The organism is Kribbella sp. NBC_01510, assembly GCF_045040325.1.
GTDB lineage: Bacteria > Actinomycetota > Actinomycetes > Propionibacteriales > Kribbellaceae > Kribbella.
This window is the reverse complement of sequence record NZ_CP109418.1, coordinates 3,943,923-3,964,882: the sequence shown is the minus strand read 5'-3', so window position 1 is coordinate 3,964,882 and position 20,960 is coordinate 3,943,923. Positions and strand designations below refer to the sequence as shown.

At 69.2% G+C, this 20,960-nt stretch carries 19 protein-coding genes; 5 read left to right on the top strand and 14 right to left on the bottom strand.

The genetic code is table 11. From position 1 onward, the window contains the following. The first annotated feature begins 3 nt into the window (after positions 1–3). On the top strand, positions 4–951 hold the full coding sequence (locus OG558_RS19695) for a LacI family DNA-binding transcriptional regulator (protein ID WP_405071557.1): 948 nt from the start codon (positions 4–6) through the stop codon (positions 949–951). Between the two features lie 6 nt (positions 952–957). On the opposite strand, the gene OG558_RS19690 is transcribed toward OG558_RS19695, so the two are convergent. After that, the gene (locus OG558_RS19690; RefSeq protein WP_405071556.1) at positions 958–1,974 is read right to left on the bottom strand and encodes a LacI family DNA-binding transcriptional regulator; all 1,017 of its coding nucleotides are present in this window, start codon (positions 1,972–1,974) and stop codon (positions 958–960) included. Between the two features lie 103 nt (positions 1,975–2,077). On the opposite strand from OG558_RS19690, the gene OG558_RS19685 reads away from it, so the two are divergent. Both OG558_RS19685 and OG558_RS19680 read left to right on the top strand, forming a co-directional pair. After that, positions 2,078–3,202, top strand: a complete 1,125-nt coding sequence (locus OG558_RS19685) for a phytanoyl-CoA dioxygenase family protein (RefSeq protein ID WP_405071555.1) — start codon at positions 2,078–2,080, stop codon at positions 3,200–3,202. Between the two features lie 179 nt (positions 3,203–3,381). Further along, positions 3,382–4,383, top strand: a complete 1,002-nt coding sequence (locus OG558_RS19680) for a Gfo/Idh/MocA family protein (RefSeq protein ID WP_405071554.1) — start codon at positions 3,382–3,384, stop codon at positions 4,381–4,383. A gap of 19 nt (positions 4,384–4,402) precedes the next feature. Here OG558_RS19680 and OG558_RS19675 read toward each other — a convergent pair whose 3' ends face one another. Then, on the bottom strand, positions 4,403–5,098 hold the full coding sequence (locus OG558_RS19675; RefSeq protein ID WP_405071553.1) for a glutamine amidotransferase-related protein: 696 nt from the start codon (positions 5,096–5,098) through the stop codon (positions 4,403–4,405). A 77-nt stretch (positions 5,099–5,175) separates the two neighbouring features. Here OG558_RS19675 and OG558_RS19670 point away from each other — a divergent pair, with 77 nt between their 5' ends. Next, positions 5,176–6,087, top strand: a complete 912-nt coding sequence (locus OG558_RS19670) for a LysR family transcriptional regulator (protein ID WP_405071552.1) — start codon at positions 5,176–5,178, stop codon at positions 6,085–6,087. Between the two features lie 31 nt (positions 6,088–6,118). On the opposite strand, the gene OG558_RS19665 is transcribed toward OG558_RS19670, so the two are convergent. The 3 genes from OG558_RS19665 to OG558_RS19655 form a co-directional block, all read right to left on the bottom strand. Then, positions 6,119–6,850 carry a hypothetical protein gene (locus tag OG558_RS19665; RefSeq protein ID WP_405071551.1) on the bottom strand — a complete coding sequence of 244 codons (732 nt, stop codon included), beginning with the start codon at positions 6,848–6,850 and terminating at the stop codon, positions 6,119–6,121. A 415-nt stretch (positions 6,851–7,265) separates the two neighbouring features. Beyond that, the gene (locus OG558_RS19660) at positions 7,266–8,258 is read right to left on the bottom strand and encodes a sugar phosphate isomerase/epimerase family protein (RefSeq protein ID WP_405071550.1); all 993 of its coding nucleotides are present in this window, start codon (positions 8,256–8,258) and stop codon (positions 7,266–7,268) included. Between the two features lie 18 nt (positions 8,259–8,276). Beyond that, positions 8,277–9,455, bottom strand: a complete 1,179-nt coding sequence (locus OG558_RS19655; protein WP_405071549.1) for a Gfo/Idh/MocA family protein — start codon at positions 9,453–9,455, stop codon at positions 8,277–8,279. Between the two features lie 122 nt (positions 9,456–9,577). On the opposite strand from OG558_RS19655, the gene OG558_RS19650 reads away from it, so the two are divergent. Further along, complete coding sequence (locus OG558_RS19650) at positions 9,578–10,612, top strand: LacI family DNA-binding transcriptional regulator (RefSeq protein ID WP_405071548.1); 1,035 nt, start codon at positions 9,578–9,580, stop codon at positions 10,610–10,612. Between the two features lie 3 nt (positions 10,613–10,615). On the opposite strand, the gene OG558_RS19645 is transcribed toward OG558_RS19650, so the two are convergent. The 9 genes from OG558_RS19645 to iolB all read right to left on the bottom strand — a co-directional run bounded on the left by OG558_RS19645 (position 10,616) and on the right by iolB (position 20,921). Further along, positions 10,616–12,112: a CoA-acylating methylmalonate-semialdehyde dehydrogenase gene (locus tag OG558_RS19645; protein ID WP_405071547.1), complete on the bottom strand. Its 1,497-nt coding sequence runs from the start codon at positions 12,110–12,112 to the stop codon at positions 10,616–10,618. Next, positions 12,109–12,975 (bottom strand): sugar phosphate isomerase/epimerase family protein, encoded by an 867-nt coding sequence (locus OG558_RS19640; protein WP_405071546.1) that lies wholly within the window; start codon positions 12,973–12,975, stop codon positions 12,109–12,111. The genes OG558_RS19645 and OG558_RS19640 overlap by 4 nt, the downstream gene beginning before the upstream one ends. 3 nt (positions 12,976–12,978) lie before the next feature. After that, positions 12,979–13,995 carry a Gfo/Idh/MocA family oxidoreductase gene (locus tag OG558_RS19635; protein ID WP_405071545.1) on the bottom strand — a complete coding sequence of 339 codons (1,017 nt, stop codon included), beginning with the start codon at positions 13,993–13,995 and terminating at the stop codon, positions 12,979–12,981. Beyond that, entirely contained in the window at positions 13,995–14,918 is a 924-nt protein-coding gene (locus OG558_RS19630; RefSeq protein ID WP_405071544.1) for a sugar phosphate isomerase/epimerase family protein, read from the bottom strand. Before OG558_RS19630 ends, OG558_RS19635 begins: the two co-directional genes overlap by 1 nt. A gap of 76 nt (positions 14,919–14,994) precedes the next feature. Next, a complete protein-coding gene (locus OG558_RS19625; protein WP_328523522.1) occupies positions 14,995–15,876 on the bottom strand; it encodes an ATP-binding cassette domain-containing protein in 882 nt (293 codons plus the stop codon). Next, positions 15,873–16,928: an ABC transporter permease gene (locus tag OG558_RS19620; protein WP_405071543.1), complete on the bottom strand. Its 1,056-nt coding sequence runs from the start codon at positions 16,926–16,928 to the stop codon at positions 15,873–15,875. Before OG558_RS19620 ends, OG558_RS19625 begins: the two co-directional genes overlap by 4 nt. A gap of 56 nt (positions 16,929–16,984) precedes the next feature. Continuing rightward, positions 16,985–17,989, bottom strand: a complete 1,005-nt coding sequence (locus OG558_RS19615; protein ID WP_329474381.1) for a sugar ABC transporter substrate-binding protein — start codon at positions 17,987–17,989, stop codon at positions 16,985–16,987. A 101-nt stretch (positions 17,990–18,090) separates the two neighbouring features. After that, a complete protein-coding gene (gene iolD / locus OG558_RS19610) occupies positions 18,091–20,034 on the bottom strand; it encodes a 3D-(3,5/4)-trihydroxycyclohexane-1,2-dione acylhydrolase (decyclizing) (protein ID WP_405071542.1) in 1,944 nt (647 codons plus the stop codon). After that, entirely contained in the window at positions 20,031–20,921 is an 891-nt protein-coding gene (gene iolB, locus OG558_RS19605) for a 5-deoxy-glucuronate isomerase (protein WP_405071541.1), read from the bottom strand. The genes iolD and iolB overlap by 4 nt, the downstream gene beginning before the upstream one ends. Positions 20,922–20,960: the final 39 nt, after the last annotated feature.

The window sequence follows — 20,960 nt, the reverse complement described above, 5'->3', positions numbered from 1 at the left end:
GAGATGAATCACCGACCGACGATGGAGGATGTCGCGGCCCGTGCCGGCGTCTCCCGCGCCCTGGTCTCGATCGTCTACCGCGACGTGCCGGGGGCGAGCGACGAGACCCGGGCCCGCGTGTTCGCGGCCGGCGACGAGCTCGGGTACCGCCCCGACCATCGGGCCCGGCTGCTCGGGCGGCAGCGCACGCGGCTGATCGGCGTGGCCTTCGACGTTCGCCAGCCCTTCCACGGTGACCTGGTCGAGGCGCTCTACCCGGCGGCCGAGGCGCTCGGCTACGACCTCACGTTGAGCGCGGTGACCGGTTCCCGTCGGGAGGCGGTCGCGATCCAGTCCCTGCTGGACTACCGCTGCGAATCGCTCGTACTGCTCGCTCCCGCCGCGCCGCCGTCCGCGCTGGCCGCACTTGCCGAAGCTCAGCCGGCTGTCGTGATCGCCCGCAAAGTACGGGCCGCCGGCGTTCACGTCGTACGCACTGACGACGCGGCCGGATCTCGCCTGGCCGTGGAGCACCTGCTGTCGCTCGGCCACGCCCGAATCGCTCATGTTGACGGTGCCCGTGCTCCCGGCGCGGCCGAACGTCGGACCGGCTACACCCGGGCGATGCGCCGCGCCGGGCTCGAACCACTCGTCATCCCCGGCGGCCCGACCGAGTCCGCCGGCGCGGCAGCCGCCCGCGAACTGCCGTCCGACATCACGGCCGTTGCCGCCTTCAACGATGCCTGCGGCATCGGCCTCCTGCACGCCCTGCGGGGCCGGGACGTTTCGATCATCGGGTACGACGACTCGACGCCGTCGCGCCTGGAGCACATCCAACTGACGACAATCGCCCAGAACGCCGATCGACTCGCGGCGGCCGCACTCGGCCTCGCCATCTGCGAGGACGGCCCGTCACAAGAGGTCATCACCGATCCGGACCTGGTCGTGCGGGCGACCACCAGGCCGCGCTAGGCCAGATCATCCGGGCAGGTTGTACGGCGTGATCGGCTGCAGGTTGCTGGGCGGCGTACGGATTACGGGGAGCAGGTGGTGGGCCTGCAGGAGGTGCTGGCAGGCGTGGTGAAGGTCGGTCGGGAGATCGTGGTGCAGGACCACGGAGAGCGCGCCGGCTCGGAGGAGTGAGAGGTTGTCGGCGTCGAGGTCGTGGGCGACGAAGCAGCGGTACTCGCGGTCCAGGTCGGCGAACGCCCGGACGATGGCGCGGTTGCCGCCGCCGATGGAGTAGACCGCGTTGATCGCCGGATCGGCGGTGAGCGCGGCCAGGGCCTGTCCGTGGATGGTGGTGTCGAGGCCATCGGTCTCGGCGAGTTCCACCACCGCGCGGCCCGGTGCCAGCCGGCGCAGGGTGGAGCGGAAGCCCATCTCGCGTTCCTCCTCACCACGGAACGAGCCACGGCTCAGCGTGACGAGCACAGTGCCGGGCTCCGCGCCTAGCCATTGCGCGAGGAAGTACGCCGCTGTCGCACCGGCGGACCGGTTGTCGATGCCGACGTACGCGAGGCGCTGACTGCTGGGCAGATCGGTGACCAGGGTGACGACCGGGATGCCGGCGGCGACCAGGCGGTCGACGGCTTCGACGACCTCGGGCTCGTCCGGCGCCTTGAGGATCACGCCCTGCGAACCGCGTTTCCGCAGCTTGTCCAGGGTCGCGACGACGTCGGCGGCGGAGGCGGTTTCACTCAGGTCGAATCGGGCCCGCAGCACCGCCGGGCGCAGTCCGGGCAGTGCCGCTTCGAGGGCGGCACGGACGGATCCGGAGAACCGGGTCGGGGCCTGCATGACCAGGTCGATCACCAGCGTGCGACCACCGAGCCGGATCTGGGCGGCTTGCCGGTCGAGGTCGTGCACGGCCTGGTCGACCTGGCGGCGCGCGCGGGCGCTGACGCCGGCGCGGCCGTTCAGCACCCGGTCGACGGTCGTCTCGCTCAGACCGGCCTGGACCGCGATGTCGCGGACCCGATGCTCGCGTCCCATCGTCGCCCTCCACTCCGAATGACGGGTTTTTGGTGGATCCTGGGGATTCCGAACCCGTCAAGAAGACCCCAGGCTAGAACAATCACCCCGAGAGGAGCCAGCCATGTGGTTGAAACCGTCCGACGTTCAGCTGGAAGACCTGCTGACGGTGCTCAAGCAGCAGACGGACCCCGCGGACTACCCGTACGCCGAGCGGATCGAGCAGCAGGTGCCGCTGTACGACGCGGCGCGGATCCGGCGCGAGGACCCGCGGGCCGTGCAGGCCGAGTTCGTCCGGGCGTTCGCCGACGGACCCGGGATCGTCGTCCTGAAAGGGGCCTTCAGCAACGATGCGGTCGACGCGGCGACGGCTGAGTTCAACCGGCTGATCGCCCAGCAGCACGAGTCCGGGACCGCGGCCGGTGACCACTTCGCCAAGCCAGGTGCGAACGACCGGGTCTGGAACGCGCTCGAGAAGCTCGCGATCGCGGCACCGGACGTGTTCGCGGCCTACTACGCCAACGACCTGCTCGCGCTGGTCGCGTCGGCTTGGCTGGGGCCGGCGTACCAGGTGACGTCGCAGGTGAACGTGGTGAACCCGGGCGGCGAGGGGCAGACGGTGCATCGGGACTACCACCTCGGATTCCAGTCCGATGAGGTCGCAGCGCAGTACCCGGCGCATGTGCATCGGTTGTCGCCGGCGTTGACGCTGCAAGGGGCGGTGGCGCACTGCGACATGCCGGTCGAGTCGGGGCCGACGCTGTATCTGCCGCATTCACAGAAGTACGAGCTGGGGTACCTGGCGTACCGGCAGCCGTCGTTCGCCTCGTATTTCGTGGAGAACCACGTGCAGTTGCCGTTGGAGAAGGGCGACGCGGTGTTCTTCAACCCGGCGCTGTTCCATGCGGCCGGCAGCAACCATTCCGCCGACATCAAGCGGATGGCCAACCTCCTCCAGGTCTCATCCGCCTTCGGGCGCGCGATGGAGAGCATCGACCGGGCCCGGATGATCGAGGCCGTCTATCCCAGCCTGCTCCGCCTGACCGATCCGGTAGCCGTGGACAACGTCATCGCCGCCACGGCCGAGGGCTACGCCTTCCCGACCAACCTCGACCGCGACCAGCCCATCGACGGCCTGGCACCCCAGTCGCAGGCCGGCCTCCTCCGCCAGGCGGTCGCCGAGAGCTGGACCGCGGACCGGTTGACCGGCGCCCTCGCCGACCACAGCACCCGCCGCGAGACCCACTGAGCGCCCACAGCAGGGACATGAACGTTGGGTGAACCCGGTCCGGATCACGGGCAGGTGCTGTCGGGGCCGGGTGCTCGTCAGGCAGGATGGCACGTTCGCCGTCGGTGCCTCGGGCTACGCTTACCGGCGCGCCACCCCGCCGTACGCCGCCCGTACGGCCGACCATCGAGGGAGAAGGCATGGAACCGCTGCGTATCGGGATTCTCGGCGCCGCCCGGATCGCGGACCGGGCGATCGTCGCGCCGGCCCGGTCGACCGGCGCCCGGCTGGTCGCGGTGGCGGCCCGGGACTCCGGCCGGGCCGAGGCGTTCGCGGCGGAACACCAGGTCGAACGGGTGCACGCGTCGTACCAGGACGTGCTGGACGACCCGGACGTGGAGGTCGTCTACAACCCACTCGCCAACGGCCTGCACGGCCCGTGGAACCTGCGGGCGATTGCCGCGGGCAAGCATGTGCTGACCGAGAAGCCGTCGGCCAGCAACGCCGCGGAAGCCGCCCAGGTACGCGACGCCGCCCACGAGCGCGGCGTGGTCTTCATGGAGGCCTTCCACTACGCCTACCACCCGGTGATGCGCCGCCTGCAGGAGCTCGTGGCCAAGGGCGAGCTCGGCGACCTGCAGCATGTCGAGGCAACCATGGTGATGCCTCCGCCGCCGGACCAGGACCCGCGCTGGTCACTCCCGCTCGCCGGCGGCGCCGTCATGGACGTCGGCTGCTACGCCATCCACGCCCAGCGGATGCTGGCGCCATACGCCGGTGGTGCCCCGAAGCTGACCAACGCCCGCGCCGGCGAACGAAAGCGGCTGCCCGGCGTCGACGAGTGGCTCAACGCCGACTTCGAGTTCCCCAGCGGCGCAACCGGCGCAGTCCGCACGAGCATGGCTGCCGAGAACGTCGAGTTCAGCCTGAAGGTCATCGGCACCCGCGGCGAGGCCTTCGCCCCGTTCTTCGTCCTCCCCCACAACGACGACCGGGTCATCGTCACAACCAAGGAGGACACCTGGGTCGAACACCTGGGCACCCGCACCTCCTACACCTACCAGCTAGAGGCCTTCACCGCGGCAGTCCGCAACGGCGCCCCACTCCTCACCGACGCCAACGACGCCCTGGCCACCATGCAACTAATCGACACCTGCTACCAAGCCGCCGGCCTCCAACCCCGCCCCACCTCCCAGATCTAGCTCCGTCCGCCAGTCACGGTCACTTGCCGCCGGCTGCGCGGGCGAATGCTTGGATGAGGGGATGCGGGCGGGTGCCGTCGCCGGCCAGTTCGGGCTGGAAGAGGGTGGCCAGGTAGAACGGGTGGTCGGGGAGCTCCGCGATGCGGGGCTCGCCGGCGTCGTCGTACCCGCTGAAGACCATGCCGTGGTCGCGCAGCAGGTCCATCCGGCCGCTGTCGAGGCCGTAGGAGCAGTGGTACCGCTCCAGCGACCGCTCCACCCCCAGCAACTCCGCGGCGCGGGTCCCCGGTGTCACCTGGACCGCATCCTCGTGACCGACGAGTGAGCACGCCAGCGGGACGATGAGCAGGTCCTCCGCGTCCGGATTGCTCTCGCCGTTCTGCGCATCCGGCCGCCCGCACACGTTGCGAGCGAATTCGAGCATCGCGTGCTGGAACCCAGCACATGTGCCGAGGAACGGGATCCCGTTCTCCCGCGCGATCCGGACCGCGGCGATCGCTCCGGCCTCGTCTCGATACGGGCTCCCCGGAACCAGCCAGATCCCGTCGAACCCCTTCAGATCCTCGTCGACCTCCTCGGTCGGGACCCAGTACACGTCGAGGTCCAGGTTGTCGCGATCCTTCAACCGATCCAGCAGACCGGGCACCCGTCCATGCGAACGGACGTGCGGTGAGCGGTCTCCGACCACGGCGATGCGTCCTGAGTAAGCGTTCATGCCGTCCATCCTGGGTGTCAGGCCGGTATCAGCGCCAACGATGATCTCTGCACTCCACATAAGCGATACTGATCGGCGTGGATCCCCACCTGCTGCGGACGTTCGTGGCTGTCGCCGAGTGCGGCTCGTTCTCCGCGGCCGCGGACCGCCTTGGCTACACCCAGTCCGCCGTCTCCCAGCACATCGCCGCCCTCGAACACGACCTCGGTACGCCGCTCCTTCGCCGGCGTCCCGTGGTCGCGACCCCAGCCGGCGAGCGCCTGCTCGAACACGCCGCGCCCATCCTCCTCCGCCTCGACGCCGCCCGGGCCGATGTCCGCCGTACCATCGCCGACCCGCCGGGCACCCTCACCATCGCCGCCTCCCCCTTGGCCGCAGCCGACGGCCGCCTGGCCATCGCTCTCCGCGAGGTACGACGCTCCCGCCCGGGCACCGAGGTCACCCTGACGGTCTGCGGCCGCGAAGCGGTGGCAGAGGGCGTAGCCGCCGGTGAGTTCGCCCTGGGTCTGGTCGACGGCGTCGCCGCGCCGAGCGATCCCTTGCGGCTGTCTGACGCCGGATCACTACGCACCACCGCCGTGGCCCACCAGCAACTGGTTGTGGGGTTTGCCGCGGACCACCCACTAGCACGCCGCCGCGGCATCAGCCTCCACGACTTGACCAACGCCCGCTGGATCGACGCTCCCGACCTCGCCGCTCCGCTGCTCACCCTCCGGACCGCGACCGGTTCCGACGCCCTCCGCCCAGCCCTCACCTACGCCGGCACCGACCTCCAAACCCTCCTGACCCTCATCGCCGCCGGCCACGGCCTCGCCGTCCTCCCCCACTCCGCCACGCAAATCCCCGCCGACCCGCACAGTTCGACGGCCTTGCCCGGGATCGCGGCCGTTCCGCTCACCGCGCCGCGGCTTGTGCACCGGATCGAGCTCCTGCACGGCCACCTCACGGAACCGGCCGCGTCCGCGTTGGCCGCCGTACTCTCCCACTGACCTCGGACACCTACCCGGGACCTCGGACATCTCACGTCTTGTCCGCGGCCCCGTCAGACGTCGAGTAGTTGCTCGAGGCCCACGGTTTGCCGGCCGCACGAGCTCGATCGCGCAACTCATACCAATCGGCTTCCGGGCGGCGTGAGATCACGTACGGACTGATGGGCGAATCGCTGGGAATGGCCAACGCGTGCAGCGTCCCGAGCGTCGTACCGGCTCGCCGCGCCAACGCCCTCGAGATCGGCAACACCGGCGACGGGCCGACGTCGATCCACTCGTGAACGCGCCAACTCTCGCCCCGGACCCTCTCGACCAGTTGTCCTTGCGGACTCCGTACGGCGACTGGTGCCACCACGCCGGCCGCGACCGCGGCGTCCCGCAGCCGAGCACCGAGCTCGGCCTGCTCCGCCGTAATCCAGTCGAAGACCGTGACCGCGAGCCACCGACCACGGTCGGTCGTGATCCCCCAGCACCGCCCCATCGGCGTGAACGAGACCGGCGTGGCCGCGGCGGTGACCTCGCCCAGGCCGAAGGCGCCGGCCAGCGCCTCCGCCAGCCCGTCCGGCGCGGCCGGCGTGTCCGCGAGCCGTCGCTCGACCTCGGCCTTCAGCGCAGGCCAGTCCCGTTCGCCGTACTCAGCGGCCAGGGCGCGCTGCGCATCGGCGAGCGACGCTCCTGGATCGGATTCGCGCAGGACGCCAAGAAGGTCCTTGGCCTGTTTGCGCAGGTACTCGATACTCGGCCGATCCGGCAGCAGTCTCATCACGCGTCCTCTCGCGCCCGGACTCGCACGGGCCACAAGAGAGCGTCACCCACCGCACTCGGCTGATCGATCGTGAGGTGGCTTCCAGCCTTCCGGCGAGTCTCGGCGCGCCCTCAGCACGCCCGCGTGACGCTACCCAACCTTCCTCCGCCGGTCAACGGCGCCCGCGCCTACTTCCGGCCCTGCTTGGTGGGCGGGATGATCGAGCTGTCGCTCGGGTTGGGTTTCGGCTGTTTGGGTTGCTTGGGTTTGCGGACTTCACGTCCGCCTTTGTTCTTCGACATGACGCACTCCCGGAGCTTGAAGATCGCTGACATCGCACAGGCCGACGGCCGTCGTACGCCGCGGTACTCCTCATGCCCCGGGGGTCGTCTTCGACGCTACACCCAAACCGCGGCCTTGAGTCGTGGATATGTCAGCCGGCGGCCGCGGTCAGGAGGGTCTTGGCGGCGTACTCGAGGCCTTCCAGCTGGCCCAGTTCCTGGTCCTCGTGCTCGATGTTGACGGCCATGTCCGGGTCGATGCGCCTGATCGCGGCGAGGAAGTCGGTCCAGAACGCGACGTCGTGACCACGGCCGACGGCGACGAAGTCCCAGGAGGAGTTCTCCGGCCAGCGGCTGAGCGTGTCCTTGCCACCCAGGCCGATGGCGCCGGGATCCGTCGGAAGCACCCGGCCGAAGCGGTCGTCCAGTACGCCGTTGACCTTGGCCGCCGCGTTGATCCGGGTGTCCTTCGCGGCCGCGTTGTAGACCAGGTCGCCGAGACTGTCCAGGGCGGCGACCGGATCGATCCCCTGCCAGAACAGGTGACTCGGGTCCATCTCGGCCCCGACGTGGGTGGCGCCGATCTCCTCGGCGAGCCGCACCATGGTGGCCGGGTTGTAGACCAGGTTGTGCGGATGCATCTCGATGCACACCTTCACGTCGGCGTCGGCGGCCCGGGCCTGGATGTCCTTCCAGTACGGGATCGCCACCTCGTTCCACTGGTAGTCGCGGGCGTCGAGGTACACGCTGTCCCAGGGCAGCACCGTCCAGGACGGCGCCGTACCACCGGCGTGCGCCTCGGGCAGGCCGGACATGGTGACGACCCGCTTGACGCCGAGCAGGGCGGCGAGCTCGATGGCGTCGACCACGTCCTGGCCGTGCTTGCGCCGTACGTCCGGGTCGGGGTGGAGTGGATTGCCGTTGCAGTTCAAAGCTGTGAGCGCGACGCCGGCGGCGTCGAACTGGGCGAGGTACTCGTCGCGGGCGTCCTTGCTCCCGCGGATCGCGTCGATCGGCAGATGCGGCGCGGGCAGGAAGCCGCCCGAGTTGATCTCCGCGCTGTCGAGGCCGAGTCCGCGCAGCGTCGTCAACGCGTCACCGATGGGTAGGTCGTGCAGGCAGGCCGTGTAGGCACCGAGCTTCATGGTGATGGTCCTTCCGGATCAGTCGATGGTGACGGCCGCGCCGCCGGTCTGGGCCGAGGTGACAACGGCGCCCAGCAGCCGCAGGTTGCGCAGTCCGTCCTCGAAGGTCGGACAGGGTGGGAGCCCCTCAACACCGGCCACCTGGCCCAGGAATGCCCTGGCCTGGAAGGCGAACAGGTCGTTCTGCCCGTGGCCGACGCCCGGGAAGTCCATCGGCAGGCCACCGGTGATGTAGGGGTGTTCCGGGCCGACGAGCACCTGGCGGTATCCCTGGGTCGCGAGTGGTGCCGTGCCGTCGACGAAGCCGAACTCCGACGCCCGGGCGAGCTCGAACGTGGCCGAACCCTTCTCGGCGAAGACCTCGAAACCGAGCCCGTTCGGGTGACCGAACGAGGTCCGGGACGCCGACAGCGTCGCAGTGGCACCGGACGCGAACCGCGCGGTGAAGCTGACCAGGTCCTCGTTCTCGACCGGCTCGGTCTCATCGCTGACCGCCGCCAGGGCATGCCCCACGACCGCACCGACCGGAAGGTGCCGCTCGGTGACGTACGTCGCCAGCACCGCCCCGCCGACCGACTCGATCGGGCCGCCGAGGAACTCGGCCACATCGACCAAGTGAGCGCCGATGTCAGCGAGCGCACCGGAACCGGGGCCGCCCTTGTACCGCCAGCTCATCGGCGCCATCGGGTCACAGCCGTAGTCGCACCAGTAGTGCCCGTCGAGGTGCAGCGGCCGGCCGATCGCCCCGGACTGGAGCTGCGCGCGAACAGCGTTGATCGCCGGCGACCGCCGGAAGGTGAAACCCGTGGCGGTCTGCTGGTCGGAGGCCCGGGCGGCGGACACCATCGCGGCCGCGTCCTCGACACTCGGCGCCAGCGGCTTCTCGCACAGCACATGCTTGCCGGCGGCAAGCAAACCCTCGACGATCTCCCTGTGCAGCGTGTTGGCGACCACTACGCTGACCACGTCGATGTCAGGTGCCTCGGCGATGGTCTGCCAGCTGGTCTCGGCCCGCTGGTACCCGAACCGGTCGGCGGACTCCTTCGCGACGCCGGCGTTGACATCACCGACGGCGACGAACCGCACCTCGGGCAGCCCGGCGCCGTGGATCGCGGTCGCGGCACGATACCCGGCCAGGTGCGCGCGGCCGGCCATCCCCGCACCGATCACCGCCACGCCGATGGACGAAGATGACATGACTGCTCCTCACCTGCACAGATCCGGATTCCCTGCGCCTGTTGAATTTCAAGCGCTTTAAGACTCTGCTACCATGCTTGTCCTGACAAACTGTTGTCAAGGGCTCGCCACCGGGAGATTCCGTGACCACTCGCGATCGACGTTCGGCCGGCGTGACCCGGCGCCCGCGGCTGGAGGATGTGGCGGCCGCGATCGGGATGTCACCGTCGTCGGTCTCGCTCGCGCTCAGCGATCGGCCGGGCCCCAGCGCGGCGACCCGGCGCCGGGTGCGGGAGGCCGCCGACCGGCTCGGCTATCGGCCCGACCGGACCGCGAGTCTGCTGGCGCGCCGTCGTACCCGGTTGCTGGGCGTCATGCTCGACATCCGGAGTCCGTTCCATGCCGAGCTGGTCGAGGACCTGCATCGGGCCAGCGCGGGCCGCGGCTACGAGCTGGTCCTCAGCACCGTGACCGCGGAGCGGGACGAGCGGCGCGCGGTCGAGACTTTGCTGGACTTCCGCTGCGAGGCGCTCGTCCTGCTCGGCGCGGCCGGACCGGTCGCGGACCTGACCGGCGAGCAGCTGCCGGTCGTCGTGATCGGGAAGCACGCCGGCGCCGGCCTCGACGTGGTCCGGGCCGCGGACGACCTCGGGGTGGCGCAGGCGGTCGCGCACCTGGTCGAGTTCGGTCACCGCGACATCGCCTTCGTCGACGGCGGCAAGGGCCCGATCGCGGCCCTTCGTCGTCGCGGCTACCGCGACGCGATGAAGAGCCACGGCGCCCGCGCGTCGGTGCGGATCGTCCCCGGCGGGCACGACGAGCGGGCCGGTGCCCAGGCCGGCCGGGTCCTGCTGGAGTCCGGGCCGCTACCGACCGCGGTGGTCGCGTCGAACGACATGTGTGCCGTCGGCCTGCAGGACACGTTCCTCCGGGCCGGCGTCGACGTACCCGGGGAGGTCTCGCTCGTCGGGTACGACAACAGCACCCTGGCGCGGCTCGCGCACATCGACCTGACGTCGGTAGATCAGAACGCCGCGGAGCTCGCCGCCCACGCGGTCGAGGCGGCGGCGGACCGGCTGGAGAACGGCCGGACCACCGCCGAGGAATTCGTCCTCACGCCCCACCTGGTCATCCGCGGCAGCACGGCAGCCGCGCGCGACCAGGCGGAGCGCCCGTGACGCTCAGTCGTGGGTGGGGAAGCCCAGGTTGATCCCACCGTGGCTCGGGTCGAGCCAGCGGGAGGTGACGACCTTGCCGCGGGTGAAGAAGTGGACGCCTTCCATGCCGTGGGCGTGGGTGTCGCCGAACAGGGAGTTCTTCCAGCCGCCGAAGGAGTAGTAGGCCATCGGGACGGGGATCGGGACGTTGATGCCGACCATGCCGACCTCGACCTCGTTCTGGAACCGGCGGGCGGCGCCACCGTCGTTGGTGAAGATGGCGGTGCCGTTGCCGTACGGGTTCGAGTTCACCAGGTCGAGGGCGGCGTCGTACGAAGGCTCCCGGAGGACCGACAGCACCGGCCCGAAGATCTCGTCGGTGTAGATCGACATCTCCGGCGTCACCTTGTCGAACAGTGTCGGCCCGAGCCAGAACCCATCGGCCCCACCGTCGAACTCACCGTCCCGGCCGTCCACGACCAGCTCCGCGCCTTCCTCCACACCGGCGGCGACGTACCCGGCGACCTTGTCGCGGTGCGGGCCGGTGACCAGCGGGCCCATGTCGCAGCCGCGGGTCCCGTCGCCGGTCTTGAGCTTCGCCATCCGCTCCTTGATCTTGCCGATCAGTTCGTCGGCGATCGGCTCGACCGCGACCAGCGCGGAGATCGCCATGCACCGCTCACCGGCCGAACCGAAGCCGGCGTTCACCGCGGCGTCCGCGGCCAGGTCCAGATCCGCGTCGGGCAGCACGATCATGTGGTTCTTCGCGCCACCGAGCGCCTGCACGCGCTTCCCGTTCTTTGTACCGTTCTCGTAGACATAGCGAGCGATCGGGGTCGAGCCGACGAACGAGACCGACTTGATGTCCGGGTGCTCGAGCAGCCGGTCGACGGCCTCCTTGTCACCGTGGACGACGTTGACCACGCCGTCCGGCAGACCGGCCTCCTTCCAGAGCTCGGCCATCGCGTTCGCCGCCGACGGGTCCTTCTCGGACGGCTTGATCACCACACTGTTGCCACAGGCAACCGCGATCGGGACGAACCACATCGGCACCATGGCCGGGAAGTTGAACGGCGAGATGACCGCGCTGACGCCGAGCGGCTGGCGGATCGAGTACACGTCCACCTTCGTCGACACGCCCTCGCTGAACCCGCCCTTGAGCAGATGCGGGATGCCGCAGGCGAATTCGATCACCTCCAGGCCGCGAGTCACCTCGCCGACGGCGTCGGACAGCACCTTGCCGTGCTCGGCGGTGATCAGCGCGGCGATCTCCTCCTTGCGCTGGTTCACCAGCTCGCGGAACGCGAACAGCACCTGGGTCCGCTTGGTCAGCGAGGTCTGCGCCCAGGTACGGGACGCCTCGTGGGCGACCTTGACGACCTCGTCGACGGTCGCGGCCGAGGCCAGGTCGAGCTCGCCGGTGACCTCACCGGTCGCCGGGTTGTAGACCTTGCTGGTGCGCTCGGAGACCCCGGTCCACGGGCTCCCGCCGATCAGGTGGGTGATTCGCTGAGTACTCACGTCTGGATCCCTTGTTTGGTCAGTAGCTCCGTGATCTTCTCCCGCATGAACGTGCTCGACTCGCGAGCGCGTTCCTCCCAGGCGAAGACACAGGTCGTGATGGTGCCATTGAACCCGGCCGCGGCCAGGCACGCGAACAGTTCGTCGAAGTCGACCTCGCCCTGGCCGATGTCCAGGTGCTGGTGCACCCGGACCGTCGATCCGGGCGGGTTGACGATGTAGCGGAGCCCGGACGAGCCGGTGTGGTCGAACGAGTCCGCGACGTGGATGTTGGTCAGCAGGTCACCTGCGTACTCGATGATCCCCTGCGCGTCATTGCCCATGTGGAAGGTGTGCGGAGCGCAGTACAGGAAGGTCACCAGTGGACTGTTGATCCCCCGGATCAGGTCGACCGCCGCCTTCCCGTCCTCCTCGAAGTCGTCCGGATGCGGCTCCAGCGCGAGTTTGATCCCCTCCCGCTCGAAGACCGGCAGGAGTTCCTCCAGCGAGCGCCAGAACTGCGCCTCGCTGCGGGCCGCCTGCTCCGGCCGGCCGTTGAACTCGGAGTTCATCGTGTCGACGCCGAGCGCGGCGGTGATCTCGATGGCACGCTTCCAGTACCGCACGGCCGCCTGCCGGTCGTCCTCGTCGGGGCCGGACCACTTGAACAGCGGCAGCACCGAGGACACGCCGACTCCGGCCGCGGCCAGCTCCTTCTTGAAGGCGGCCACGGTCCCGTCGTTCACCCGTGGGTGGTTGAAGAACGGGATGAAGTCGTCCCGGGGTGACAGCTCGATCCACTGGTACCCGAGCTCCGCGACCAGCCGCGGCAGCTCGAGCAGCGGCGTACGACGGAACATGTACGGATCGAGGGCGAGTTTCATCCGTCAGCCCTTCGCGTAGAAGTCGGGGCGTTCGTGCGAGGCGACTTCGACTCGCAGACCGGTCCGCAGTGACTCCAGGCAGGTGTCCGAAACCACCGCCGCGAGGTGACCGTCCCAGGCGCTCGGGCCGGTGAACCCGCCGGAGGCCACCGCGTCGATCCAGTCCTGCAGCTCGACGTCGTACGCCCGGATGAATCGCTCCTGCCAGGACGCCGGCACGCGGCCGGCGTACCGCCCGTCGCTCTTGACCACTGCGCCGGCAGTCTCGGCCAGTGCCGCCGTACCGATCTCGCCGACGACCTCGCCACGGATGTCGTACCCGTAGCGGATGTTGAGCGACACCTCGACGTCCACCAGCACCCCGCTGGCCATCTCGAGCAGGATGATCAGCGGATCCTGCAGGTCGTCCCCTGCGTTGCTGTTGCGCCGCGGCTTGAGCACCGTGGTCGCCACGACCTCCTCACCGAACATCCACCGCACCAAGTCGATCTCGTGGATGGCGGAGTCGGTGATGATCATCTCGGTCGTGAAGCCGTACGGCGGCACCGACGGGTTGCGGTGTGCACAGTGCATCAGCAGCGGTGCGCCGATCGAACCGTCGTCGACGGCCGCCTTCACCGCCTGGTACGGCGCGTCGTACCGGCGCATGAAGCCCACCATCACCAGCCGCTTGCCACTCGCGACCTCGGCGTCGACGATCCGGCGGCAGGCCTCCTGCGTGGTGGCCAGCGGCTTCTCGCAGAACACCGGTTTGCTCGCCTCGATGGCCGCCAGCACGAACTCCTCGTGCGTCGGTCCCCACGAGGTCACCAGTACGGCGTCGACCGCATCGTCACCGATGAGCTCCTGCCCGGTCGCGTGCACCGTGCAGCCGGTCAGTCCGTCGGCGATCGACTGGGCCCGCGCCGGGTCCACGTCCGTCACGGCGACCACCTGAGCACCGGACAGCACCTGTGCGAGCCTCCGGATGTGGTCCTGCCCGATCATGCCGACGCCGATGACTCCGACCCGGACCGTCATCACTGGTCACCTCCGATTCCCACACTGCGCAGGTAGTCGTACGTCCGCCGGGCGATCGGCTCGGGTTTGCCGAAGTCGCACGGGTACAGGTCCTGCTCGACGATGACGAAGACCTCGTCCCGGTCGAGCGCCCGCAGCGCCGCGGCGATCGGCTCGATCTTCGGCTCGGCGTTCGGCGGTTCCGCCATCACGCCGCGCTTGACGGCCTCTCCGAACGGCAGGTCCTCCGCGTCGACCACCTTCAGAACCTCCGGATCGACGCCCTTGATGTGCAGGAACCCCAGCCGCTCCGGGTACTTCTCGATGATCGCGACGTTGTCGCCGTGCCGGTAGGCGAAGTGCCCGGTGTCGAGACACAGGGAGACGTAGCGCGGGTCGGTGTCCTGCAGGAATCGCTCCACTTGCGGTTGCGTCTCCACGTGGGAGTCCGCATGCGGGTGGAGCGCGACCGTGAGTCCGTACTCCTCGCCGATGATGCGGCCGAGCTCGTTGTTCTGCCGGATGAATGTGTTCCAGTCGTCGGCGTCGAGCTCACGCACCGCCTTCGACGCGCCGGTCCGCTCGTCGCGGTAGGACGAGGGGAGGACGACCATGAAGCGCCCGCCGACCGCGGTCACGAGCTCCGCAACCCTGCGGGCCTGGTCGAGCGTGGACTGCCATTGCCCGGCGTCGTGCAGGGGCGCGTCGACGGTTTGCCCGGAGACCTTCAGCCCACGCTGCTCGAGCTCGTCGGTCAGCCGGGCGGGGTCGGTCGGCAGGTAGCCGTACGGTCCAAGCTCGACCCAGCGGTAGCCGACGCCGGACAGCTCGTCGAGGAAGCGCTGCCACGGGGTCTGCAGCGGGTCGTCGGCGAACCAGACGCCCCAGGAATCGGGACAGCTGCCCAGCGCCAGGCGAGGGCCGCTGCTTGGACTAGTGCTCATCAAGTGGGGTCCTTCCAGGTGGGTGGGTCTCCGGGCGGTTCCGCCGCCGCCCCGTCCAGGCGGCGGAACCGGCTGGTCAGGAGGCGGTGGGCCGTTCGGTGATGCCGAGTTCCTGGACCTCTTCCGACAGCACCTGCGCCGCCTCGGCGACCGCACCGCCGCCCTGCTCGAGCTCGTGGTGCAGTTCCTCGAGTTCGGCGCCGCCGGCCATCAGCGCGGTGAGTTCGTCCCGGGTGATCTCGTCCTTCTTGTAGTACCCGAGCGTCTTGCCGCGCTTGAGCAGCAGGAACCGGTCGCCGACCGGGTAGGCGTGATGCGGGTTGTGGGTGATGAAGATGACGCCGAGGCCGCGGTCCCGGGCCTGGACGATGTACTTCAGCACCACTCCGGACTGCTTCACCCCGAGCGCGGCGGTGGGCTCGTCCAGGATCAGCACCTTCGCCCCGAAGTACACCGCCCGGGAGATGGCGACACACTGCCGCTCGCCACCGGACAGCTGCCCGATCGGCTGGTCGACGTCGCGAAGGTCGATGCCCATGTCGAGCAACTCCTTCTTGGTCGTCTTCCGCATCAGGTCGATGTCCATCCGGCGGAGCGGCCCGACGCCCTTGCTGACCTCGTTGCCGAGGAAGAAGTTCCGCCAGACCGGCATCAGCGGTACGACGGCCAGGTCCTGGTACACCGTCGCGATCCCCCGCTCGAGCGCCTCCCGGGGCGACCCGAAGGTGACCTCCTCCCCTTCGACCTCGTAGGAGCCGTGGGTCGGCTGGTGCAGACCGGCGATGATCTTGATCAGCGTCGACTTGCCGGCCCCGTTGTCCCCGAGCACGCAGGTCACTTCACCGGCGTCCACTTCGAGCGAGATGCCGCCCAGGGCGATGATGTTGCCGTAGTTCTTGTCACAGGCGCTGAGCCGAACCAGCGGCGCCTTGGCGGGAGCTTCCGTGGTCACAGTCATCGTGATGCCTCCGCACGTCGACGGATATAGGTGTTGAGCAGGATGGCGCCCAGCAGCAGCACGCCCAGGAAGAAGTACTTCCAGTCGGGGTTCCAGCCGGCGTAGACGATGCCGAGCTCGGCCATGCCGTAGATGAAGGCGCCGATCGCGGCGCCGATCGCGGAACCGTACCCACCGGTGAGCAGGCAGCCACCGACCACGGCGGCGACGATGTAGATGAACTCGTTGCCCACCCCGAGGCCCGACTGCACCGTGTTGAAGGCGAACAGCGTGTGCATGCCGATGAACCAGCCCAGGAAGCTGACGCCCATGAACATCCCGATCTTCACCCGCTTGACCGGCACGCCGACCGCGCGGGAGCTCGGGGCCGAACCGCCGACGGCGAAGATCCAGTTGCCGATCTTCGTACGGAGCAGGAGCCACGTCGCCAAGACAATGAAGAGGAGCCACCACAGCAGGGTGATCTTGATCGTCGCGCTGCCGACGGTGAACTGGGACGAGAACACGTTGTGGGCCGAGCCGAAGCCGTCGATGTTCGACACGTCGTTGGTCGCGACGTTCCCGGTGACCTGCTTGGTCAGCGCCAGGTTGAGGCCGCGCAGCATGAAGAACGTGCCCAGCGTCACCAGGAAGCTCGGAATCCCCGTCCTGACGACGAGATAGCCGTTCACGAAGCCGATCCCGAGCGCGACCACCAGGGACACCACGACCCCGAGCCACATGTTCGCGGTGAACTGGTAACTGAACATCGAGGCGACGAGGGCCGAACTGGTGACGGCGACACCCGCCGACAGGTCGAACTCACCGCCGATCATGAGGACCGCGACGGCGATCGCCGGGATGCCGTACACCGAGCTCGAGTAGAGGACGGTGGACAACGACGTGGCGTCCCGGAACGGCGGGGCCACGATGAAGAAGACGGCATAGATGACGATCGCGCCGACCAGCGCCCCGAGCTCGGGACGGGCCAGCAGCCTGGAAACGGCGGACCTGCGGCCGACGCGCTCGTCCTGTGCCGGTGGTGCCGGACTGGCAGCCAGTGTCTGGGTCATGGAGACCTCCTAGTCTCAGTCCCGACTGGGCCACCGCAGGCGGTGGCCCGATCGGACTACCGGGTCCCGCCGGCAGCGAACTTGCCCACGAAGTCGACGTTCTGCTTGTCGACGAGGAACGGCCCGGTCAGCGTTGGCTTGCCACCGCCGATGATGTTGCCGTTGTTCTTGTACAGCCACAGCGAGTCGACCGATTCGTAGCCCTGCAGATAGGGCTGCTGGTCGATCGCGAACTGCAGCTCACCCGACTGGATCTTCGCCGGGATCTGCGGGTTGAAGTCGAAGGTGCCGACCTTGGCCGTGCTGCCCGAGTCCTTCACCGCGTTCATCGCCGCCAGCGCGTCCGACGCGCCCAGGGTGATGATGAAGTCGATGCTCGGGTCCTGCTTCAGCTTCGCGGCGATCGTGGACTGCTCCGACGGCCGGTCCGAACCGTTGACGTAGATCTTGGTCCACTGCCCCTTGAAGGTGTTCTTCACACCGTTGCAGCGATCCTCGAGCTGAACCTGACCCTGGAACTGGATCACGCACAGCAGGTGCTTGTAGCCACCCTCGGTGGCTCGCTGACCGCCGGCCTCTCCGGCCACGGTCTCGTCCGAACCGAAGTACGACAGCGCGCCCGACTGCTCGAACGAACCGATGCCGGCGTTCAGCGCGACCACCGGGATGCCCGCTGCGATGGCCTTCTTCACCGCGGGGATCAGGGCCGGCGGGTCCGGCAGCGTGACCGCGATACCGTCGACCTTGCTGTCGATGGCGCTCTGGATCAGGTTCGCCTGGTTGCCCGACGACGGGTCGGACGAGTACTTCAGGTCGACGTTGTCCTTCGCCGCCGCGGCCTTGGCGCCCTTCTGGATGATGTCCCAGAAGGTGTCACCGGGCGCGCCGTGGGTGATCATCGCGACCGTCATCTTCGGCGTGTCGGCCTGACCGGCCGCCGCGCCGCCGGCGGCCGCCTGCTCCGCCTTCTTCCCCCCGCTGCTGCTGCACGAGGCCGCTGTGACCACCAGACTCACAACGACCGCGGCGGTCAGCAGCCGCCGCCTGCCAGATCTGAACATCTCTCTTCCCCTTCTTCCACGACTTCTCCTACCTGCAGAGCCGAAGCGCCTCCGGCCCGTGGATTCGCGTGTCCCCGAAAAGTGAGTCTGTCCGCCACCGATCAGTCCTCCGTCTCCCGTGTGTACGTCACCGGTGCCACGTAGGCGCGCTGGCCGGCCTTGAACTCCTCGTACGCCGTCCGCGCGGCAGTCGTCGACTCGAGCGTCGACACCTCGCTGACCGGGACGTCCCACCACGACTCGCTGTCCGGGGCACCGATCAACGGATCGGTCCGGACGTGGATCAGCACCGGCCCGGCCGCGGCCTTCGCGATCCCGATCGCCTTCTCCAACTCGGCCCGGCTCTCGACCTCGATCACCTCGACGCCGAGACTGCGGGCGTTCGCGGCCAGGTCGACCGGCAGGTGGTCGCCGTCCAGCCGGCCGTCTCCGGTGCGGTAGCGGTACGACGTACCGAACCGCTGGGAGCCGAGCGACTCCGACAGCGCGCCGATCGAGGCGAACCCGTGGTTCTGGACCAGGACGACGATCACCTTGACGTTCTCCTGCACCGCGGTGACCAACTCGGTCGACATCATCAGGTAGGAGCCGTCCCCGACCATCACGAACACGTCCCGGTCCGGGGCGCCGAGTCGTACGCCGATCCCGCCGGCGATCTCGTAGCCCATGCAGGAGTAGCCGTACTCGACGTGGTAGCCCTTGCCGTCGCGGGTCCGCCAGAGCTTGTGCAGGTCGCCCGGCATCGAGCCGGCCGCACAGACGACGACGTCGCGTGGATCGGACAGCTCGTTCACAGCGCCCAGCACCTCGCCCTGGGTGAGCAGTCCGGCGGCCAGCTTGCCGGTCACCTCGGCCGGCGGGTTGTACGCCTGCTCCACGATCGCGTCCCACTCGCTCGCCAGCCGCGCGGTCTCCGCCCGGTAGTCGTCGTCGACCGACCACCCGTCGAGCGCGGTCGTGAGCGCGGTCAGCGCCTCCCGGGCGTCGGCCACCACCGGCAGACCGGCGTGCTTGCCGCCGTCGAACCTGGCCACGTTGATGTTCACGAACCGTACGTCGGGGTTCTGGAACGCGGTCCTGGACGCGGTCGTGAAGTCGGCGTAGCGGGTGCCGATACCGATCACGAGGTCGGCCGACTCGGCGAGTGCGTTCGCCGCGGTTGTTCCGGTCGAACCGATCGCTCCGACCGATTGCGGGTGGTCGTAGCGCAGCGATCCCTTGCCTGCTTGGGATTCCCCGACCGGGATCCCGGTCGCCTCCGCGAACGTCCGCAGTACGTCGTTCGCCTCGGCGTACGCCACGCCGCCACCGGCGACGATCAACGGACGCCGCGAGTTGCGGATCAGCTTCGCCGCCTGATCGAGGACGCTTGCCTCGGGCAACGGCCGCCCCACATGCCACTCGCGCTCGGCGAACAGCTCCTCCGGCCAGTCGTACGCCTCCGCCTGCACGTCCTGCGGCAACGCCAGGGTGACCGCGCCGGTCTCGACCGGGTCGGTGAGCACGCGCATCGCGTTCAGCAGCGCGGACGGCAGCTGCTCGGGCCGGCTGACGCGGTCGAAGTACCGCGACACCGGTCGGAACGCGTCGTTCACGCTGATGTCGCCGGCGCCGAGGTTCTCCAGCTCCTGCAGTACCGGGGTCGCGACCCGGGAGGCGAACGTGTCCGACGGCAGTAGCAGGACCGGCAGCCGGTTGACCGTCGCGAGCGCGGCACCGGTCAGCATGTTCGTCGAGCCGGGCCCGATGCTCGCCGTACAGGCGTAGGTCCGCAGCCGGTTCGTGGTCCGCGCGTACGCCGCGGCGGTGTGCACCATGGCCTGCTCGTTGCGGGCCAGGATGTAGGGCAGCGCCTCGGGGTCGGCCAGTTCGGACTGCAGCAGCGCCTGGCCGACACCGGCGACGTTGCCGTGCCCGAAGATGCCGAAGCATCCGGCGAACAACTTCTGCCGTTGGCCGTCGCGCTCGGAGTACTGCACGCTCAGGAAGCGCACCAGTGCCTGGGCGACGGTCAGCCGCACGGTCCGGGACAGCCCTGTCGTCATCGCTGCTCTCCAAGGGGAAGTCTGGGGTCGACCTGCTGGGTATTCCACAGCTCGCGGACCCACGCGTGCTGTGGGTCGTCGGTGATCAGCCACTGGCGTTCGGTGCCGGGGCCGGCCATCACGTTCAGGTAGTACATGTCGTAACCGGGCGGCGCCATCGCCGGGCCGTGCCAGCCGTGCGGGACCAGCACCAGATCGCCGCTGCGGACCTCGGCCAGCACGTCGATGGGCCGGTCCTCGGTGCCGTAGACCCGCTGGTAGCCGATCGGATCGTTGCCCTTGACACCTTCCGGTGCATCGTCCGAGAGCTGCAGCTCGAAGTAGTAGATCTCCTCGAGCTCGCTCTCGTGGCCAGGCTTGTGCTCGTCGTGCTTGTGCGGTGGGTACGACGACCAGTTTCCGGCCGGGGTGAGCACCTCGCAGGCGATGATCGAGTCCGCTTCGAGGACACCCGGCGTACCGAAGTTCCGGACCTGCCGGGAGGCGACGCCGGCACCGCGCAGCTCCGTCTCCACCTGCTCGACGCCGATCCGGCGGAACGGGTAGTCCTGGGCTGCCTTCGCGTTCGGAAAGGCGACCCGGGCGCCACCGGCGCTGACGACCGCGAACGTCGTACCGCGGGGCACGTAGGCGAGGTCGGTCGGGCCGGCGAAGACGTCGGCGCGCCCGCCGAGCGGCTCGGTCTCGCCGTCGACGATCACCTCGGCCGAGCCACTCAACGGCAGGACGAGGTACTCGCAGTCGCCGGTGTCGATCTCGACCGACTGGCCGGGAAGCAACGTCCGGATCGAGAGCCCGGTGTGGTGCCAGTCCCGCTCACCGGGCCCGACCATCACCTCGAAGCCGTCGCGCGCCGTCGAACCCCGCGGCCGGAACCACCGACTCATGGACGTCCTCGCTTCGCTCCGGGCGCCCATGAGGCACAA